Origin of the sequence: Bacteroides faecium (assembly GCF_012113595.1) — a bacterium.
Classification (GTDB): domain Bacteria; phylum Bacteroidota; class Bacteroidia; order Bacteroidales; family Bacteroidaceae; genus Bacteroides; species Bacteroides faecium.
This window is the reverse complement of sequence record NZ_CP050831.1, coordinates 5,945,381-5,966,892: the sequence shown is the minus strand read 5'-3', so window position 1 is coordinate 5,966,892 and position 21,512 is coordinate 5,945,381. Positions and strand designations below refer to the sequence as shown.

Annotated in this window: 16 protein-coding genes; all 16 read left to right on the top strand. The window is 46.8% G+C overall.

Translation table 11 applies throughout. From position 1 onward, the window contains the following. Positions 1–181 precede the first annotated feature (181 nt). The 16 genes from BacF7301_RS22675 (at position 182) to BacF7301_RS22600 (ending at position 21,511) form a co-directional block, all read left to right on the top strand. A complete protein-coding gene (locus BacF7301_RS22675) occupies positions 182–1,540 on the top strand; it encodes an NAD(P)/FAD-dependent oxidoreductase (RefSeq protein WP_167966397.1) in 1,359 nt (452 codons plus the stop codon). Between the two features lie 289 nt (positions 1,541–1,829). Further along, complete coding sequence (locus BacF7301_RS22670; RefSeq protein WP_167966395.1) at positions 1,830–3,077, top strand: efflux RND transporter periplasmic adaptor subunit; 1,248 nt, start codon at positions 1,830–1,832, stop codon at positions 3,075–3,077. A 17-nt stretch (positions 3,078–3,094) separates the two neighbouring features. Further along, positions 3,095–3,760, top strand: a complete 666-nt coding sequence (locus tag BacF7301_RS22665; RefSeq protein ID WP_167966394.1) for an ABC transporter ATP-binding protein — start codon at positions 3,095–3,097, stop codon at positions 3,758–3,760. A gap of 85 nt (positions 3,761–3,845) precedes the next feature. Then, a complete protein-coding gene (locus BacF7301_RS22660) occupies positions 3,846–5,135 on the top strand; it encodes an ABC transporter permease (protein ID WP_167966392.1) in 1,290 nt (429 codons plus the stop codon). Between the two features lie 32 nt (positions 5,136–5,167). Beyond that, positions 5,168–6,421 carry an ABC transporter permease gene (locus BacF7301_RS22655; protein ID WP_167966390.1) on the top strand — a complete coding sequence of 418 codons (1,254 nt, stop codon included), beginning with the start codon at positions 5,168–5,170 and terminating at the stop codon, positions 6,419–6,421. Positions 6,422–6,504: 83 nt separating this feature from the next. Beyond that, the gene (locus BacF7301_RS22650) at positions 6,505–9,117 is read left to right on the top strand and encodes a sensor histidine kinase (protein WP_167966388.1); all 2,613 of its coding nucleotides are present in this window, start codon (positions 6,505–6,507) and stop codon (positions 9,115–9,117) included. 131 nt (positions 9,118–9,248) lie between these two features. Next, a complete protein-coding gene (locus tag BacF7301_RS22645; RefSeq protein ID WP_167966386.1) occupies positions 9,249–10,739 on the top strand; it encodes a TolC family protein in 1,491 nt (496 codons plus the stop codon). Between the two features lie 97 nt (positions 10,740–10,836). Further along, positions 10,837–12,186 (top strand): sigma-54-dependent transcriptional regulator, encoded by a 1,350-nt coding sequence (locus BacF7301_RS22640; protein ID WP_167966385.1) that lies wholly within the window; start codon positions 10,837–10,839, stop codon positions 12,184–12,186. Between the two features lie 122 nt (positions 12,187–12,308). Beyond that, complete coding sequence (locus BacF7301_RS22635; RefSeq protein WP_167966383.1) at positions 12,309–13,622, top strand: sensor histidine kinase; 1,314 nt, start codon at positions 12,309–12,311, stop codon at positions 13,620–13,622. A gap of 96 nt (positions 13,623–13,718) precedes the next feature. Then, positions 13,719–16,271 (top strand): DUF5686 and carboxypeptidase-like regulatory domain-containing protein, encoded by a 2,553-nt coding sequence (locus tag BacF7301_RS22630; protein ID WP_167966382.1) that lies wholly within the window; start codon positions 13,719–13,721, stop codon positions 16,269–16,271. 108 nt (positions 16,272–16,379) lie between these two features. Continuing rightward, positions 16,380–17,669: an inositol-3-phosphate synthase gene (locus BacF7301_RS22625; RefSeq protein ID WP_167966381.1), complete on the top strand. Its 1,290-nt coding sequence runs from the start codon at positions 16,380–16,382 to the stop codon at positions 17,667–17,669. An 89-nt stretch (positions 17,670–17,758) separates the two neighbouring features. Beyond that, positions 17,759–18,238, top strand: coding sequence for a phosphatidylglycerophosphatase A family protein (locus BacF7301_RS22620; RefSeq protein ID WP_167966379.1), 480 nt, complete (start codon positions 17,759–17,761; stop codon positions 18,236–18,238). Positions 18,239–18,252: 14 nt separating this feature from the next. Next, positions 18,253–18,720, top strand: a complete 468-nt coding sequence (locus tag BacF7301_RS22615; RefSeq protein WP_209319472.1) for a GtrA family protein — start codon at positions 18,253–18,255, stop codon at positions 18,718–18,720. A gap of 47 nt (positions 18,721–18,767) precedes the next feature. After that, positions 18,768–19,418, top strand: a complete 651-nt coding sequence (locus BacF7301_RS22610; protein ID WP_167966375.1) for a CDP-alcohol phosphatidyltransferase family protein — start codon at positions 18,768–18,770, stop codon at positions 19,416–19,418. An 83-nt stretch (positions 19,419–19,501) separates the two neighbouring features. Beyond that, positions 19,502–20,437: a phosphoinositol dihydroceramide synthase gene (locus BacF7301_RS22605; protein WP_167966373.1), complete on the top strand. Its 936-nt coding sequence runs from the start codon at positions 19,502–19,504 to the stop codon at positions 20,435–20,437. A gap of 81 nt (positions 20,438–20,518) precedes the next feature. Further along, entirely contained in the window at positions 20,519–21,511 is a 993-nt protein-coding gene (locus tag BacF7301_RS22600) for a lysylphosphatidylglycerol synthase transmembrane domain-containing protein (RefSeq protein ID WP_167966371.1), read from the top strand. The last annotated feature ends 1 nt before the right edge of the window (position 21,512 follow it).

The window sequence follows — 21,512 nt, the reverse complement described above, 5'->3', positions numbered from 1 at the left end:
TGACCTGCATTTTCACTAGCTTGCTGTGGTGCATCTTTCTGATAGGCTGCAGCATCTCTTCCTGATAGGCTGTGGCGCATCGCCCTAGTCTGCTGTGATGTCTTTCTCTGAAGATTTGCCACAACGAGCAAACTAAATGACTCATTCATGTGTTCTTATTACAGTAAAACATGATTATAGTATGAGTCTTAATATTGCAAAAGTAGATAAGAAGCGTGTCGTCATAGTAGGCGGTGGTTTCGGTGGCTTGAAGTTAGCTAATAAGTTAAAGAAGTCAGGCTTTCAGGTGGTCTTGATTGATAAGAACAATTATCATCAGTTTCCCCCGTTGATTTATCAAGTAGCTTCGGCGGGTATGGAACCTACTTCTATCTCTTTCCCCTTCCGCAAGATTTTCCAGCATCGGAAAGATTTCTATTTCCGTATGGCTGAAGTGCGTGCCATTTTCCCGGAGAAGAATATGATTCAGACTTCCATCGGGAAAGCTGAATATGACTATCTGGTTTTGGCAGCAGGCACTACCACCAATTTCTTTGGCAACAAGCATATCGAAGAGGAAGCCATGCCGATGAAGAACGTTTCGGAAGCGATGGGACTGCGGAATGCTCTTTTGGCGAATCTGGAACGGGCACTTACCTGCTCTACCAAGCAGGAGCAACAGGAATTACTCAACATTGTAATTGTGGGCGGTGGCGCCACCGGCATAGAAGTGGCGGGAATACTCTCCGAAATGAAAAAGTTTGTATTGCCGAATGATTATCCGGATATGCCCAGCAGCTTGATGCATATCTACCTGATTGAAGCAGGGCCGAGGTTGCTGGCAGGAATGTCGGAAGACTCTTCTGCTCATGCTGAAAAGTTTCTTCGTGAAATGGGTGTGAATATACTTCTTAATAAGCGTGTGACCGATTACCGTGACCATAAAGTCATACTTGAGGACGGCACTGAGATTGCCACGCGTACCTTTATATGGGTGAGCGGTGTCACCGGAGTGACTATCGGAAATATGGATGCTTCGTTGATAGGTCGTGGCGGACGTATCAAAGTCGATTCCTTCAACCGTGTGGAAGGAATGAACAATGTGTTTGCTATCGGCGACCAATGTGTCCAGTCGTCCGACGAAAGTTATCCGAACGGGCATCCTCAACTGGCACAAGTCGCTATCCAGCAAGGCGAACTGTTGGCAAAGAACTTGATACGCCTTGAAAAAGGACAGGAGATGAAGCCTTTCCATTACCGTAATCTGGGTTCGATGGCAACGGTGGGACGTAACCGTGCCGTTGCGGAATTCAGTAAGGTGAAGATGCAGGGGTGGTTTGCCTGGGTAATGTGGCTGGTCGTTCATCTGCGTTCCATTCTTGGAGTACGTAATAAGGTAGTTGTTCTTCTCAACTGGATATGGAATTATTTCACTTATGACCAGTCCATGCGTATGATTGTCTATGCCCGTAAGGCAAAAGAAATCCGTGACCGGGAAGCCGTTGAAGCGACTACCCACTTGGGGAAAGACCTGATACAAGAACCGCAACAAACAAAATAAATGGGATAACCGCAATAAACAAAACAAATATAAGAACAGAATAACGAAACAAACAAAATATACGCAACAAGCAAAACAAACAAAAATATAAGTCCGCTTTATGTGGCTCCGTCTTGTTCTTAGACGGTAAATTCGTACAGGGTGTTCGATTTCGGACACCCTGTATTTTTAATTATCCTCTGTTTATCAGTGATTTATGACTTTGGCACAGATTTGGTATAATAGATACCAAATGAATACATGATAAAATCATAGAATCATAAAATCATAAAATCATAAACAACCAGATATGGACAGAGAAATTCCAAAAGAAGTTCGTCAGAAAGAACGCAATAAGAAAATCATTCGTTATTCGCTCATTGGAGTGGCGGGAATTATTGTTGTCAGCGTACTCATTTCTTTGATGAGGGCGGGAGTAGAAGAAAAAGACCTTGTTATCTCTACTATTGACAAAGGAGTGATTGAAGTCAGCGTCAGCGCGTCGGGAAAGGTAGTCCCTGCCTTTGAAGAGATTATCAATTCACCTATTAACTCCCGTATCCTCGAAATCTATAAAAAAGGGGGCGATAGCGTAGACATCGGCACTCCGATTCTGAAACTCGACCTTCAAAGTACGGAAACGCAATATCAGAAACTTTTGGACGAAGAGAAAATGCGCCGGTATAAGCTCGACCAGCTTCGTGTCAACAATCAGACCAAGCTCTCCGATATGGCAATGCAGATTAAAGTTTCGGCCATGAAACTAAGCCGGATGAAAGTGGAACTAAGAAACGAACACTATCTGGACAGTCTCGGAGCGGGAACGACGGATAAAGTCCGTCAGGCGGAACTAAGCTATAATGTCGCGCAGCTCGAATACGAACAACTCCAACAACAATATAAGAATGAACAGGAAGTGGCCGCCGCCGAACTGAAAGTGCAGGAGCTTGATTTCAATATCTTCCGCAAGAGTCTGGCGGAAATGAAACGTACCTTTGAAGACGCGCAAATCCGCTCTCCCCGCAAAGCAATCCTTACCTATATTAATAATCAGATTGGCGCACAGATTTCGCAAGGAGAGCAGGTGGCTGTTATCTCCGATTTAAGTCACTTTAAAGTAGAAGGCGAGATTGCCGATACGTATGGCGACCGTGTGTCGGCAGGTGGAAAGGCGGTTGTGAAGATAGGCAGTGACAAACTGGAAGGAACCGTCAGCAGTGTGACGCCCCTTTCAAAGAATGGAGTCATCTCTTTCAGCGTACAGTTGAACGAGGACAATCATCACCGTCTGCGTTCGGGCTTGAAGACAGATGTCTATGTGATGAACGCTGTGAAAGAAGATGTGATGCGCATTGCTAATGGCTCTTATTATGTGGGACGCGGCGAATACGAATTGTTTGTCTACGACTCGGACAGCGAACTGGTAAAACGTAAAGTACAACTGGGAGATTCCAACTTTGAATATGTAGAAGTAATAAGTGGTTTGCAGCCGGGTGATAAAGTGGTTGTCAACGACATGAGTGCATATAAGAACAAGAATAAATTGAAGATTAAATAAGCTAAATACAAGAAGTTATGATAACACTGAACTCTCTTTCCAAAATTTACCGTACGGACGAGATTGAAACGGTAGCGTTGGAAAATGTGAATCTGACGGTAGAGCGTGGCGAATTTCTGAGTATAATGGGGCCTTCAGGATGTGGAAAATCTACTTTGCTGAATATAATGGGACTGCTCGACGCGCCTACAATGGGAACGATAGAAATAAACGGAATCCGCACCCAAGGGATGAAGGACAAGGAACTGGCAGCTTTCCGTAACAAGACACTTGGTTTCGTTTTTCAGTCTTTCCATCTGATAAATTCGCTGAATGTAATGGATAATGTGGAACTGCCGCTGCTCTATCGCCGTGTCGGTAACAGCGAACGCAAACGGCTGGCACAGGAAGTGCTGGAGAAGGTGGGATTAAGCCACCGCATGAATCATTTCCCCACACAGCTTTCCGGTGGTCAGTGCCAGCGCGTAGCTATTGCCCGTGCCATCATCGGTAATCCGGAAATAATTCTTGCCGATGAGCCGACAGGTAATCTGGACTCCAGAATGGGAGCCGAAGTCATGGAACTTCTCCATCGTCTGAACAAAGAAGACGGGCGTACCATCGTAATGGTGACTCATAATGAAGAACAGGCGAAGCAGACATCCCGTACCATCCGTTTCTTTGACGGACGGCAGGTGCGATAAATCTCTTTGTAGAATATTGCAGGTACAGTTCTGGTTATCATTGAAAGATGAATAAAAATAGATTGAACGTTATAATGATACGATAATGATAAAACTCTACTTCAAGCAGGCATTCCAACTGCTGAAAGAAAATAAACTGCTTTCTTCTATCTCCATCATCGGCACGGCATTGGCTATTGCCATGATAATGGTGATTGTAATCACTTTGCGTGCGACCATTGCCCCTTTTGCACCGGAGACTCATCGTGACCGTATGCTTGTCTTCCGTTATGCCGGGCTCCAGAATAAATCAAACGTAAACTGGCAGAGCAACGGCCCTATCGGATATAACACGGCAAAGGCCTGTTTCAAAGAGATGACCGTGCCCGAAGCGGTGTCCATCACCAATTCTTTCCAGGAAACGATGTTGGCTGCCAAACCGGCAGGCGAAATGGAAAGTTGCAGCGTACTGCAAACGGATGATGCTTTTTGGAAAGTATTTGAATTTGATTTTCTCTCCGGTAAGCCGTATGATAATGCCGATTTTGATGCCGGAGCAGCGAAAGCCGTTATATCCGAAGATATGGCGCGTCGGTTGTTCGGAACGTCGGAAGTCGTAGGAAAGACGTTCTTGCTGAACCATTCTGCTTACTTGATAAGCGGAGTAGTGCGCCCGGTATCCAAATTGGCACGATACGCTTATGCGCAAGTCTGGATTCCTTTAAGTTCGACGAATGCTTTCACCACAACCTGGGGAGATGAAAATATTATGGGAATGGTTTCTGTTTTCATATTAGCCAAATCAGAAAAAGACTTTCCGGCTATTCGCAATGAAGCAGACCGCCTGAGGGCAGTATTTATGGCAGGACATCCTAATTTCGATTTGCTTTATCGTGGACAACCCGACACGTATTTCGTTGCTTCACAACGATATTCTGCTAATAATCCCCCGGCAGTGAAACAAGCCGTCCGGCAATATATAATAACATTACTTGTACTTCTGATTGTCCCTGCGGTCAACCTGTCCGGCCTCACTTTATCACGTATGCGCAAACGTCTCTCCGAAATAGGAGTGCGGAAAGCCTTCGGTGCCCCAAGAAGAGAATTAATGATGCAAGTGCTTTCCGAAAACATGCTTTATTCGCTTTTTGGTGGTATCTTCGGATTATTATTGAGCTACATTGCCGCTTTCCTTCTCGGGGGAATGTTGTTCTCCGTAGACTTCGTATCCGATGGGGTGAACGATTTGCGGACGATGTGCGTCGACCTCTTGTTTGACCCTGTCGTATTCCTGTTGGCATTCCTAGCCTGCTTCCTGCTCAACTTGCTCAGTGCGGCTATTCCGGCATGGAGAATCACCCGTACCAATATTGTAGATGCCATAAATGAGAGATAACCCGAACAGTCAACTAATAAATTGAAAAGAAGATGCAGCTATTAAAACAAATATGGAACGAACGCCGGTCGAACGGATGGTTGTGGGCAGAGTTATTACTTGTTTTTGTTGTCCTGTGGTATGTAGTCGACTGGACATATGTGACCGCCCGTACCTATTATGAACCGGTAGGGTTTGATATTACCGATACCTACTATCTGGAGCTTAGCCTGAAAAATAACAAGAGCAACTCCTATATCCCTAAAGATAAAAAGAATACCACGTTGGGGCAGGACATTACTGAACTGGCAAACCGTCTTCAACGATTGCCGGAAGTGGAAGCAGTTTCCGTATCCAATAATGCACGTCCTTATATCGGAAGTAATTCCGGTAGTATATTGCGTATTGATACTATTGTCCGTACTCCGTTGCGACGTACGATGACTCCTGAATTTTTACAGGTATTCCGTTATCAAAGTGCGGATGGTCGTGGCTATGAACCGTTGGTACAGGCTTTGAAAAACGGGAATGTGGTAGTCAGTGAGAATTTTTGGCCTGATGATTATAAGGGTGACCGCACATTGTTGGGCAAGGAAATGGTGGATGTGGATGATTCTACCCAAGTCTATAAGATAGGCGGTGTATCAACCAAAGTGCGTTATAACGATTTTTGGCCTAATTATAGCGATATTTATATAGCTAGGGCTTTCATGGAAAAGGTGATAGTTGAACTGGATGATGACTTTTACCCTTCCAGTGTGGAAGTTTGCCTGCGGGTGAAGCCGGGTACTAGTAAAGACTTTCCGGAACATTTGATGAATCTGTCAGCCAGCCAGTTGAGTGTTGGCAATCTGTTCATTCTGAAAGTACATGACTATGAGAATATACGGAATGACTTTCAACAGGGTAATTACAATCAGGTACAGGTTCGTTTCTGGATGATGGGCTTTCTGTTGCTGAATATCCTGTTGGGGATTGTCGGTACATTCTGGTTCCGCACGCAACATCGCCGTTCCGAGTTGGCTCTTCGTGTGGCGGTCGGCTCCAGCCGGATGCAACTTTGGGGGCGTCTGAATAAAGAAGGACTGTTACTGCTTACTTTGGCTGCTTTGCCTGCTGCCATGATTTGCTATAACATAGGCTACCTGGATTTAACTGACGGATATATGGAATGGGGAGTTCCCCGTTTCCTTATAACGTTTGTCGTAACTTATTTCCTGATGGCTGTGATGATACTGGCCGGTATTTGGTTTCCTGCCCGTCAGGCAATCCGCATACAGCCGGCAGAAGCATTGCGCGAGGAATAAAAAAATAAGGCTATTTGCATTGTTTTCAATATAATAACTTATCTTTGTGCGCATAATACTGAAAACAATGCAGGCTTTTGCTTATGAATAGACGATATTACTGTTTGTTTGTAGTTCTCTTTTTAGCTGTCCTCGTTCGGGCGGCAGCTTCGGAAAGTACATTCAATATACTCTTCATCCAGTCATATACTTCTCAGACTCCTTGGCACAGTGACCTTAATCAAGGTTTGGTGAAAGGATTCAGAGAGAGCGGGGTGAAGGTGAATATTACGACAGAATATCTGGACGCTGACTTCTGGGCATTTAATTCGGAGAAAGTAATCATGCGCCGTTTTTGCGAACGTGCCCGTGAGCGTCGGACGGACTTGATTGTAACGGCGAGCGATGAGGCTTTCTATACACTTTTCGCATGTGGAGACTCGTTGCCATTGCAGGTTCCGGTTGTCTTTTTCGGTATCAAGTATCCTGACGCAAAACTGCTTGCAGCTCACCCCAATGTCTGCGGATTCACGGCCAATCCCGATTTTGATGTCATCCTGCGTCATGCGCAAAAGATATTTCCCCAGCGAAAAGATGTCGTTTGCGTGATAGATAATAGTTTTCTGAGTAACAAAGGTCGCGATGACTTTGAAGAAGAGTGGGAAATCTTCCAACAGGATAACCCGGATTATAATATGAAAATTTATAATACTCAGAATCATACCACCAGTCACATTATTGCGGCAATTTGTTATCCGCGCAATAGCTACGGGCGCATTGTGATTGCTCCAAAATGGTCGCCTTTCCTTTCGTTCGTAGGCAAAAACTCCAAAGCTCCGGTGTTCTCAACCCAGACTGTGGGACTGACCAACGGTGTCTTTTGCGCCTATGACAGCGATGCCTATGCTTCCGCGTTTATGGCAGGTCAAAGAGCTTCACAGGTATTGAAAGGGACTTCTCCACTGAGTATCGGAGTGACAGAAGCCGAACAGGGATTTATATACGACTACAAGCAACTGGAATTTTTCCACGTCGACCCCGATAAAGCGACTGCCGCCGGCGGAATCATTGTCAACGAACCCTATTGGGAGAGATACAAATTCCTCTTCATTCTTCTCTATCCGTCCATCCTGGCTTTATTGATAGCATCTATCGTATGGCTGATGCGTGCCAACCGTCGCGAATCCAAACGACGTGTGCAAGCCCAGACCCGCCTGCTCGTACAGAACAAACTGGTAGAACAGCGCAATGAGTTTGACAATGTCTTCCACTCCATCCGCGATGGCGTGATAACGTATGATACAGACCTGCATATCCATTTCACGAACCGTTCTTTATTGAGGATGCTCCATCTGCCGTACGAGTCGGGCGGACGTTTTTATGAAGGCATGATGGCAGGCAGTATTTTCAATATCTATCATGAAGGGCAAAATATTCTTCATAAAATGCTGAAACAGGTAGCCCGTACGGGAGAGAGCGTACAGATACCACAAGGCTCTTTTATGAAAGAAGTGCACAGTGAGAATTACTTCCCGGTATCTGGAGAAATCGTTCCGATTCATTCGAAAGGGGGAATTACGGGCATGGCTCTTTCCGCACGTAACATCTCGGATGAAGAAATGCAGAAACGTTTCTTTGATATGGCACTGGATGAAAGTTCCATATACCCGTGGCAGTTTGACATGAAAACCAATTGCTTTATTTTCCCGCAAGGTTTCCTTGTGCAGATGGGATATGACGAATCAGTCACTACCATCACCCGTGAAGAAATGAACCGTACGATTCATCCGGACGATTTGAAGGAAATCATTCCGCAATTTGACAAGGCATTGACAGGAGAGAATAAGAATCCCCGTCTGAGTTTCCGCCAACGCAATGCGAATGGCGAATACGAGTGGTGGGAATACCGTTCTTCAGCTATCAGCGGTCTGACGCAGGATTCACTGTACGGCATATTGGGTGTGTGTCAAAGCATCCAGCGATATAAGACAGCCGAACAGGAAATGAGGGAAGCGCGCGATAAAGCTCTCCAGGCAGATAAACTGAAATCCGCTTTCCTCGCCAATATGAGCCACGAGATTCGTACTCCGTTGAATGCCATTGTAGGCTTCTCCGACTTGTTGAGTGATACAAGCGGCTTCACGGAAGAAGAAATCGCCCAGTTTATAGCGACTATTAACAAGAACTGTGGACTGCTGCTGGCATTGATAAACGACATTCTTGACTTGTCCCGTATCGAGTCCGGCACGATGGAATTTATGTTTGCAGACCACAACCTGCCTTTACTTTTAAAGACTGTCCATGATTCGCAAAGGCTGAATATGCCATCGGGCGTAGAACTGGTATTGCGTATGCCCGAAAGCGACAAGAAATATCTGAAAACAGATAATGTCCGCCTGCAGCAAGTAGTCAATAACCTGATTAATAACGCTGCCAAGTTTACGAGCAGCGGGTTTATCACTTTCGGCTATGAAGAAGATGAAGTCCCCGGATATACCCGTATCTTTGTAGAAGATACAGGTGTCGGCATTTCAGAAGAGGGCATCCGGCATATCTTCGAACGGTTCTATAAAGTCGATAACTTCACGCAAGGAGCCGGACTGGGGCTGAGTATCTGCCAAACTATCATCGAACGTCTGAAAGGCTCCATCTCCGTGACTTCCGAGGTAGGTAAAGGCACTCGTTTCACCGTACGCCTTCCCAACCATTGCGAATAAACCCGAACGTTCGTTTTTGCGTATAGTGTCCGAAAATGAACACTATGCTTATCTTGTAACCGATTGGAAATAAATACTTTATTCTTTTGGCACATCGTTTGATTCTCCTTTAGTGGAAAATACTGTGCATAATGAAAAAGAAAAGTATATTAGTAGCTCTTGCCGCAGCTTGCCTTCCATTGGCATTGTCGGCTCAGAAAGAAGGACAGAAAGAAAGGGAGATAACCTTGAATGAAGCTATCGCAATGGCACGTTCGCAATCCGTCGATGCGGCCGTTGCCCTGAATGAACTGAAAACCGCCTATTGGGAGTACCGTACCTTCCGTGCCGACCTTCTGCCGGAAGTCAATCTTACCGGCACTTTGCCCAATTACAATAAATCATACAGTTCTTATCAGAATTCCAATGGTTCCTACAGCTTCGTCCGCAACAGTGCGCTGGGACTTTCCGGCGAACTTTCCATCGACCAGAACATTTGGCTGACCGGCGGTAAACTCTCTCTGACTTCCTCTCTCGACTATATGAAACAACTCGGTTCCGGTGGTGACCGCCAGTTTATGTCCGTCCCCGTAACCTTGAAACTTACACAACCCATCTTTGGTGTGAACAACATCAAGTGGGACAGGCGCATCGAACCGGTGCGCTATGCGGAAGCGAAAGCGGCTTTTATCACCGCTACCGAAGAAGTGACGATGCGCGCCATTACCTATTACTTCAATCTCCTGCTGGCAAGAGAAAACCTGGGCACCGCCCAACAGAACCGGAAGAACGCCGACCACCTCTACGAAGTAGCCCTTGCCAAACGGAAGATGGGGCAGATTTCCGAAAACGAACTCCTGCAACTCAAACTTTCCGCCCTGAACGCGAAAGCGGCTTTGACGGAAGCGGAGAGCGACTTGAATGCCAAGATGTTCCAGCTCCGTGCCTTTCTGGGAGTAGGAGAGGATGAGATACTCCGTCCTGTTATTCCCGAAGCCGTAGACGGCTCAAAGATGGAATATAATAGGGTATTGAACAAAGCGCTCGAACGTAACTCATTCGCGCAGAATATCCGTCGCCGCCAGTTGGAAGCCGATTATGAAGTGGCTACGGCACGGGGCAACCTGCGTAGCGTCGACCTCTTTGCCAGCGTAGGATATACCGGAGAAAACCGTAACTTCCCCACCGTCTATAAAAACTTGCAAGATAACCAGATAGTGCAGGTAGGCGTCAAAATACCTATCCTGGATTGGGGAAAACGCCGCGGCAAAGTTCGTGTAGCCAAGAGCAACCGTGACGTGGTACTTTCAAAGATTCGCCAGGAACAGATTAATTTCAATCAGGATATTTTCCTGCTGGTGGAACATTTCAACAATCAGGCACAACAGTTGACTATCGCCAAAGAAGCCGACACCATCGCCCAGCAACGTTACAAGACCAGTATCGAAACTTTCCTGATAGGCAAGATTAATACCCTCGACCTGAACGACGCTCAGAACTCCAAAGACCAGGCAAGACAAAAACATATTTCCGAACTTTATTATTATTGGTATTATTTCTACCAAATCCGCAGCCTGACGCTTTGGGATTTCCGTACCAACACCGAACTGGAAGCTGATTTTGATGAAATCATCCGGCAATAAAAAGCGGAAAGCATGATGTCCGTTAGTAATTTTTTGTAGATTTGCAATATCATAAAGACACTGTAACTATCTCCCTTGATAAATAAAGAAATGAACCATGATTCTGATAATTGACGATGACAGCGCAGTGCGCTCTTCCCTCAGCTTCATGCTGAAGCGGGCAGGGTATGAGGCACAGGCAGTTCCCACTCCCTGGGAAGCCATGGATGTGGTGCGTTCCGTAACTCCTGACTTAATCTTGATGGATATGAACTTCACCCTTTCCACAACGGGCGAAGAAGGTCTGACTTTGCTCAAGCAGGTAAAGATATTCCGTCCCGAAACTCCGGTTATATTGATGACCGCTTGGGGAAGTATCCAACTTGCCGTGCAGGGAATGCAGGCAGGCGCTTTCGATTTCATCACAAAACCCTGGAACAACGCCGCCCTGTTGCAACGAATCGAAACCGCCTTGGAACTCTCGACGACTTCTAAAGAAACTACACAGGAACAAAGCGACTCCTTCGACCGCAGCCATATCATCGGACGCAGCCAAGGTCTGACGGACGTATTGAATACCATCGCCCGTATCGCAAAGACCAACGCTTCCGTACTAATCACGGGCGAGAGCGGGACAGGCAAAGAACTGATAGCCGAAGCCATCCATATCAACAGCCAGCGTGCGAAGCACCCGTTTGTAAAAGTCAATCTGGGCGGTATTTCCCAAAGCCTGTTCGAGAGTGAAATGTTCGGGCATAAGAAAGGAGCTTTCACTGATGCTTCCGCCGACCGTATCGGACGTTTCGAAATGGCGAACAAAGGAACTATCTTCTTGGATGAAATCGGTGACCTCGACCCTTCCTGCCAGGTGAAACTGTTGCGTGTATTGCAAGACCAGACTTTCGAGGTTCTCGGCGACAGCCGTCCCCGCAAGACCGACATCCGAGTAGTCTCCGCCACCAATGCCGACCTGCGCAAGATGGTGAGCGAACGCTCTTTTCGCGAAGACCTGTTCTACCGCATCAACCTGATAACTGTAAAACTGCCTGCCTTACGCGAACGCCGCGAAGACATCCCGCTGCTGGCACGTCATTTTGCCGACCGTCAAGCCGCAGCCAACGGACTGCCGCATACGGACTTCTCCGCCGACGCCATGCAATTCCTGAGCCGTCTGCCTTTCCCCGGAAATATCCGTGAACTCAAGAACTTGGTAGAGCGAACCATACTGGTAAGCGGCAAACCGCTTCTCGACGCTTCCGACTTCGACGCCCAATACATTCGCCACGACGATGCAAGAGCAGCCGAAGGCGCATCCCTGGCAGGTATGACATTGGATGAGATAGAACAGCAGATCATCCTTCAAGCACTGGAACGTTACAAAGGAAATTTGAGCCAGGTAGCTACGGCATTGGGTATCAGCCGTGCCGCCCTCTACCGCCGTCTCGAAAAATATAATATAATAATGTGATAAATTTAGGCACGGATTACGCGGATTACACGGTTGTTTAATACAACCACTATTCTAAAAACCGTGAAATCCGTGTAATCCGTGCCTAATAATATAAGATTAACCATTAACCACAGATAAACGTGCGTATAAAAGGACTATTTTTCATCCTCGTCTTCTTGTTGCTGGCACTGGGCGGCATATTACTGTTCCTTTCCAGCCAACTGAACACGCTCTTCTTCTACATAGGCGAGGGGCTGATACTCTTCATTCTCATTTATCTGGTATTCTTCTATCGTAAGCTCGTAAAACCTTTAAATACCATCGGAAGCGGCATGGACTTGTTGCGCGAACAGGATTTCAGCAGCCGCCTCAGTCCGGTGGGACAATACGAAGCCGACCGTGTCGTAAATGTCTTCAACCGCATGATGGAACAACTCAAGAACGAACGTCTCCGCCTGCGCGAACAAAATCACTTTCTCGACCTGCTGATTAACGCTTCCCCGATGGGGGTCATTATCACCACCCTCGACGACGACCTCTCGCAACTAAACCCGATGGCATTGAAAATGCTCGGTGTCCGTCTGGAAGACGTACAAGGCAAGAAGATGAAAGAGATAGACTCCCCGCTAGCCATGGAGCTGGCCAACGTCCCGAAAGGCGAGACAACCACCGTCCGCCTGAACGACTCCAATATCTACCGTTGCACTCACTCTTCCTTTATCGACCATGGATTCCAACACCCTTTCTTCCTCGTAGAAAGCCTGACGGACGAAGTGATGAAAGCCGAAAAGAAAGCCTACGAGAAGGTAATCCGCATGATAGCCCATGAAGTGAACAACACGACCGCCGGCATCACTTCCACACTGGACACCGTAGAACAAGCCCTTTCCACCGAAGAAGGCATGGACGACATCTGCGACGTGATGCGTGTGTGTACCGAACGCTGCTTCTCCATGAGCCGTTTCATCACCCGCTTCGCCGACGTTGTGAAGATACCCGAGCCTACCGTCTCGCCCGTCAACCTGAACGACCTGGCTTTTACCTGCAAACGTTTCATGGAAGGAATGTGCAACGACCGCCATATCAAGCTCCGCATGGAACCGGACGAAAGCCTGAAAGACGTCATGCTGGACGCCGCCCTCTTCGAGCAAGTACTTGTGAACATCATCAAGAACGCCGTCGAAAGTATCGAAACAGATGCCGAAAGCATCGGGACAGACGGTGAAATCATCATCCGTACCTTGTCTCCCGCCACTATCGAAATCACAGACAACGGCAAAGGCATCAATAAAGAAACGGAAGCGAAACTGTTCAGCCCTTTCTTCTCTACCAAACCGAACGGGCAGGGCATCGGCCTTATCTTTATCCGCGAAGTACTGATGCGCCACGGGTGCACCTTTTCATTGCGGACTTATGCCGACGGATTGACCAAATTTCAGATTGTTTTTCCTTGATTGTGTCAAATAAGAACAGTTCTTCCGTCAAACAGACCTTTTTTTGAACTCAAATACCCGTACCTTTGCCCCGCTCAATTCAATAGGATATAAGGTATGAGATTAATGATGAAAGGTATATCGACGCTCTTTCTTTTATTGACAATCAGTATTCCCCTTAGTGCACAGTATGTGGTACAGGGTGTGGTTACTGATTCTCTGACAAAAGAACCCCTGCCTTATGCATCTGTACGTTTGAAAGACACGACCGAGGGAACTACTACCGGAAGCGACGGACGCTTCTATTTCAAGACCAACCGTTCCGAAGCAGTACTTGTGATTTCCGTAATCGGCTATAATGACGATAGCCGGAACATTCGTCCTGCCCGTAACGCATCCTACAAAGTAGCGCTTTCACCTACCTCGTATGACCTCTCCGAAGTCGTAGTGAAACCCAAACGCGAGCACTACCGGAAAAAAGATAATCCTGCCGTAGAGTTTGTCCGCCGGATGATTGAAAGCCGCGACAACTATTCCCCTTACGAAAAAGACTTCTGGCAACGCGAGCGTTACGAAAAGACCACCTTCGCGTTGAATAACTTCGACGAAGAGAAACAGAAGAAATGGCTCTACCGCAAATTTGATTTCCTCACCGAATACGTAGACACCTCTGCCGTCACCGGAAAGCCGATTCTCACCGTATCCGCCCGCGAACTGCTCGCTACGGACTATTACCGGAAATCTCCCCGTTCGGAAAAACAATGGGTGAAAGGACGCAAGCAAGCCGGTGTCGACGAATTTCTCTCTAAACAGGGCATGCAGGCAGCCATCAATGAAGTTTTCAAGGACGTGGACATCTACGAGAACAACATCTCCCTCTTCACCAATAAGTTTGTCAGCCCCCTGTCCCGTATCGGCACAGGATTCTATAAATACTACCTGATGGATACGTTGCAGATAGCGGGCGAGCCTTGCGTAGACCTCGCTTTTACCCCTTTCAACTCCGAGTCTTTCGGCTTCAACGGGCATCTGTATGTCACGCTCGACTCTACTTACTTTGTGAAACGTGCCGTATTTAACTTCCCGAAAAAGATAAACCTGAACTTTGTAGATTATATGTTGCTCGAACAGGAATTTAAACGTGCCGAAGATGGTACGCGCCTGCTCGACCACGAAAGTATCACCGTAGAATTCAAGCTGACCGAAGGACAGGACGGCATCTTCGCCCGTCGCGTGGCGGATTACAGCAACTACGCCTTCACGCCGACCGCCGAAGCGGACAAAGCCTTCGGCAAGCCGGAACGCATCATCGAAGAAACGGCAGCCCTGGCACGCCCCGAATCTTTCTGGGCGGAGAACCGTCCGCAAGCCGCCATCTCGCAACAGGAGAATTCGGTAGACCGGCTGATGGCACAACTGCGCGGTTATCCGGTTTATTACTGGACGGAGAAAGTACTCTCCATCCTCTTTACCGGCTATATCCCCACATCGAAAGAAGCCCCTCTTTTCTATATCGGCCCGATGAATGCCACCGTCAGCGGCAATACGCTCGAAGGCGTCCGTATCCGTGGCGGGGGAATGACCACCGCCTGGCTCAACCCGCACCTGTTCGGTAAAGGCTACATCGCCTACGGTTTCAAAGACGAGAGAATGAAAGGGCTGGCGGAACTGGAATACTCCTTCAAGAAAAAGAAAGAATATGCCAATGAATTTCCCATTCATTCGCTGAAATTGCGTTACGAATCAGATGTCAACCAATACGGGCAAAATTATCTTTATACAAGCAAGGACAACGTATTCCTCGCCTTGAAACGTGAGAAAGACGACCGTATCGGCTATTTCCAACAAGCGGAAATGACCTATACCAATGAATTTTACTCCGGTTTCTCTTTCCAACTGACAGCGCGCAGGCGGACGGACGAATCCTCTTACCTGATTCCCTTTCTGCTGAAGCAAGGCGATTCCTTCACTCCGGTAAAAGATTTTTCTACCAGTGCGGCAGAGCTGAAACTGCGTTACGCTCCGAACGAGAAGTTCTTCCAGACCCAATGGAACCGTTTCCCCGTATCCCTGGATGCTCCCGTGTTTACCCTGTCGCATACCATCGCCGGGAAGGGAATCCTGGGCAGCGACTATACATACAACCATACCGAAGCCGGCGTCCAAAAACGATTTTGGTTCTCCGCTTTCGGCTATACGGATGTGATATTGAAAGCAGGGAAAGTGTGGGATAAAGTACCGTTCCCGTTGCTTATCATGCCCAACGCCAATCTTTCCTATACCATCCAGCCGGAATCTTACTCATTGATGAACGCAATGGAGTTTATGAACGATGAATATTTCTCATGGGATGTCACCTATTTCCTCAACGGGTGGTTGTTCAATCGTGTTCCGTTGTTGAAAAAACTGAAATGGCGTGAAATAGTTTCCTGTCGTGGGCTGTACGGACATTTGAGCGACAAGAACAATCCTGCATTCAGTGATGATTTGTTCGCTTTTCCGATTGCGGATACCCGTACAATGGGAAAAACGCCTTACGTAGAAGCAGGAGTAGGTATTGAAAACATTTTTAAGGTGTTACGTTTGGACTACGTGTGGCGGCTTACTTACCGCGATTCTCCGGGAATTGACAAGTCCGGTTTGAGAATAAGTCTCCACATGACCTTTTAAAAGTTAAATCCTGCTAATTGCAATGTTTATATAGCAAACAAAGCTCGTATTAGTAATTAATTAATCTTATTTTTGCATCAATTTTAGTTTAATTTTAATAGAATAGAAATGAAACAAGAAATTAAACCCGCTACCGGACGTCTCGGTGTGTTGGTAGTTGGAGTCGGTGGTGCGGTTGCTACCACAATGATTGTAGGTACACTAGCCTCTCGCAAGGGACTGGCAAAACCGATAGGATCTATTACCCAGTTAGCCACAATGCGCATGGAAAACAACGAAGAAAAACTCATCAAGGACGTCGTGCCCTTGACGGATTTGAACGACATTGTTTTCGGCGGATGGGACATTTTCCCGGATAACGCATATGAAGCTGCCATGTACGCTGAGGTCTTGAAAGAAAAAGACCTGAACGGAGTAAAGGACGAATTGGAAGCTATCAAACCGATGCCGGCTGCTTTCGACCACAATTGGGCAAAACGTCTGAACGGAACACATATCAAGAAAGCTGCTACACGCTGGGAAATGGTGGAACAACTTCGCCAGGACATCCGCGACTTCAAGGCTGCCAACAACTGCGAACGCGTCGTTGTGCTTTGGGCTGCAAGTACTGAAATCTACATTCCATTGTCTGACGAACACATGTCACTCGCTGCTTTGGAAAAGGCAATGAAGGACAACAACACGGAAGTGATTTCTCCGAGTATGTGTTATGCATATGCTGCCATTGCGGAAGATGCTCCGTTCGTAATGGGTGCTCCTAACTTGTGTGTGGATACTCCTGCTATGTGGGAATTCTCCAAACAAAAACAAGTACCTATCTCAGGTAAAGACTTCAAGAGCGGCCAGACACTGATGAAAACCGTATTGGCTCCGATGTTCAAAACCCGTATGCTGGGTGTGAACGGCTGGTTCTCTACCAATATCCTCGGCAACCGTGATGGTGAAGTGCTCGACGATCCGGACAACTTCAAGACAAAAGAAGTCAGCAAGCTGTCTGTTATCGACACTATCTTCGAACCTGAAAAATATCCTGATCTCTACGGAGACGTTTACCATAAAGTACGTATCAACTATTACCCGCCCCGCAAGGACAACAAAGAAGCATGGGACAACATTGACATCTTCGGATGGATGGGTTACCCGATGGAAATCAAGGTGAACTTCCTTTGCCGCGACTCTATCCTTGCCGCTCCTATCGCACTGGACCTCGTATTGTTCAGTGACTTGGCAATGCGTGCAGGCATGTGTGGCATCCAGACTTGGCTGTCATTCTTCTGCAAGAGCCCGATGCACGATTTCGAGCACCAGCCGGAACATGACTTGTTCACTCAATGGAGAATGGTAAAACAGACATTGCGTAACATGATCGGTGAAAAAGAACCTGATTATTTGGCTTAATTCGGGAAGATGTTCCTGAAAATATATAAACTTTCCCCTTCTTCAGCAAGGGGAAAGTTTTGTTATTCTTATACACTCTATTGCAAATAATGAAAAGACCTTCCTTTCTACCTGTTTTTATAGGCACGGGCTTTGGCTCCGGTTTTTCTCCTTTTGCTCCCGGTACGGCTGGGGCGTTGTTGGCTTCTATCATTTGGATTGCGCTTTATTTCCTGTTTCCCTTTACTACCGTTTTATGGATTACCGCTGTTTTGGTGATTGTATTTACATTCGCCGGCATTTGGGCTGCCGACAAGTTGGAGCCTTATTGGGGGGAAGACCCTTCGCGCGTGGTAGTGGACGAGATGGTGGGAGTGTGGATACCGTTGCTGGCTGTACCGAATGATGAGAACTGGTTTTGGTACGTCATCGCGGCTTTTGTTCTGTTCCGTGCATTTGATATTGCCAAACCGTTGGGCGTGCGCAAGATGGAGAGCCTGAAAGGTGGAGTAGGCGTTATGATGGACGATATTTTGGCGGGAGTGTATAGTTTTATCTTGTTAGTGGGAGCGAGATGGGTGATTGGCTGAAAAAGATTGCGCGGATGATTTCTCAGAAAGGCGGCTTCTTCATGTTCTTGAGGGCGCAACTTTCTGCTCAGATGGCAACCATTGCAGACTTTCTCGTAACGATTCTTCTGGTAAGGCTGTTTGATGTCTACTATGTGTATGCTACCTTGGCGGGTGCCATCTACGGGGGAATTGTCAATTGCATCATTAATTATAAATGGACATTTAAGTCGAAAGGTAAAAAAACGAATGTAGCTGCCAAGTTTGTCATAGTGTGGTTTTGCAGCGTTTGGTTGAACACATGGGGGACATATGCGCTGACGGAGTCTTTGGCGAAGATTCCCTGGGTGCGGGATACGCTCAGTCTCTATTTCGGTGATTTTTTCATTATACCCAAGGTGGTGGTGGCGGTAATTGTCGCGCTGTTCTGGAATTATAATATGCAGCGTCTCTTTGTTTACCGGAATATAGATATAAGGAGCTTGTTCGGAAGAAGGCATTGAAGAATTTGAAATAAATAGAAGATTTAGATATAAACAGATTTAGACACATGAATTACAGAGATTATTTACAACAACTGATTTATAAGATTATCAATCCTTTGATACACGGGATGATTAAAATCGGAATCACTCCCAACTTCATCACCACTACCGGATTTATCCTGAATGTGGTAGCGGCGGGTATGTTCGTATATGCCGGAATCTATGGCGGAGAAAACGACCTTGCCATCATCGGATGGGCAGGCGGTGTGATTCTGTTTGCCGGACTGTTCGATATGATGGACGGACGTGTAGCCCGCCTGGGTAACATGAGTTCCAAATTCGGTGCGCTTTACGATTCGGTACTCGACCGTTACAGCGAACTGATGACTTTCTTCGGTATCTGCTACTACCTGTCAATGAAAGATTATTTCCTTTATGCACTTATTGCTTTCGTGGCGCTTATCGGTTCATTGATGGTAAGCTATGTCCGTGCGCGTGCCGAGGGTTTGGGGATAGAATGTAAGGTAGGATTCATGCAACGCCCCGAACGCGTGGTGCTGACCAGCCTCGGTGCTCTGTTTTGTGGCATATTCAAGGACATCACCGCTTTCGAACCGATTCTGATATTAATCGTTCCTCTGGCTTTAGTCGCCGTACTGGCCAATATCACTGCCTTTGCGCGTGTGAGACACTGCTACAAAGCGATGAAAGAATAATAATTCAATATGCCGATAAGTTGATATGCCAATTGGAAAATGACCGGCATATTCCTTAATTGGCACATAAACGTACTCTTATAATGATAAAGAACATTCAAAAGCCATCGAAGAGAGAAGCCCTGACCGTCATAGTCATCATGGCTCTTTTTCTTCTGCTGACAGCTATTTTCATCGGGCTCCGTTCCGAACATCTGATGATAGCAGTGCTCTACCTTGTCTTATTCTTCGCCGGACTGCCTACCCGCAAACTGGCAGTAGCCCTGCTGCCTTTCGCCCTTTTCGGAATCTCGTATGACTGGATGCGAATCTGCCCCAACTACGAAGTGAACCCAATTGACGTGGCCGGACTCTACAACCTGGAGAAATCCCTCTTCGGCGTAATGGACAACGGCATCCTCGTCACTCCCTGCGAATACTTTGCCGCGCACAACTGGGCGATAGCCGACGTCTTTGCCGGAATCTTCTACCTCTGTTGGGTTCCCGTCCCCATCTTGTTCGGTCTTTGCCTGTACTTCAAGAAGGAGAGAAAAACGTACCTTCGCTTTGCCCTGGTATTTCTTTTCGTCAACTTAATCGGCTTCGCCGGTTATTATATTCACCCTGCCGCTCCCCCCTGGTACGCCATCAACTACGGTTTTGAACCGATACTGAACACTCCGGGCAATGTAGCGGGCTTGGGACGCTTCGACGCTTTCTTCGGAGTGTCAATCTTCGATTCTATCTACGGACGCAATGCGAATGTCTTTGCCGCAGTACCTTCACTGCATGCGGCCTATATGGTCGTAGCCCTGGTATATGCCATCATCGGCAAATGTAGATGGTATGTCATTACCCTCTTCTCTATAATCATGGTAGGCATCTGGGGAACAGCCGTTTATTCCTGTCATCACTATATTATCGACGTATTGCTCGGCATCTCATGCGCATTAATCGGTTGGCTGGTATTCGAATATGTATTGATGAAAATTCCGGCATTCCGAAGATTCTTCGACAGATACTATACATATATAAAGTAGTAGTATTTGCAATTATATTTTAGATATTCTATAATGGAAAATTCGGCAGTTTCGACTGCCGATGTGCAAACAAGTGTATAAGTGAAGAACAAATATCGTAATATATTCCTTGCCTTCGGCATTATCGCCGTCCTGATAATGATATTCACTTTTGATATGGATTATCAGGAGCTTTGGGTGAACTTGAAGCGTGCGGGAATATATTTGCCTTTGGTCTTATTGCTATGGCTATTCGTCTACCTTATTAATACCACCTCGTGGTATATCATCATCCGTAGTGGCAGCAAGATCGGTTTCTCATTTGCCCGGCTCTATAAATTCACCGTCACGGGCTTTGCGCTTAATTATGTGACTCCCGTTGGGCTGATGGGCGGTGAGCCCTATCGCATCATGGAGCTGAAACCTTACGTCGGCATAGAAAGAGCCACATCTTCCGTGATTCTCTATGTGATGATGCATATCTTTTCCCATTTCTGCTTTTGGCTAAGTTCTGTGCTGCTCTACGTCTGCCTATATCCGGTAGGGTGGGTGATGGGCATTATCTTAGGAGCTATCACCCTATTCTGCCTGTTGATTGCCATCCTTTTTATAAAAGGTTATCGCCACGGAATGGCAATAGCCTGTGTCCGCATGGGTAGCCATATCCCTTTCTTGAAAAAGAAAGTGCTCCGCTTTGCCGAAACTCACCGGGAAAAACTTGAAAATATAGATACACAAATCGCCCTTCTCCATCAGCAAAAGAAACGTACCTTTTACGCAGCCCTCTTTCTCGAATATACAGCCCGTGTCATTAGCTGCCTTGAAATATGGCTGATACTGAACGTATTGACAACGAACGTCAGCTTTGCCGACTGCTGCCTGATTGCCGCTTTCTCCTCTTTACTTGCCAACCTTTTATTCTTCCTGCCGATGCAGCTAGGCGGACGTGAAGGCGGATTCGCCCTCGCCGTAGGCGGTCTTTCCCTCTCCGGCGCTTACGGAGTTTATGCTGCATTGATTACCCGCGTGCGCGAAATGGTCTGGATTGTTATCGGACTTGCCTTGATGAAGGTTGGTAATAAGAAGAAAAACTAGA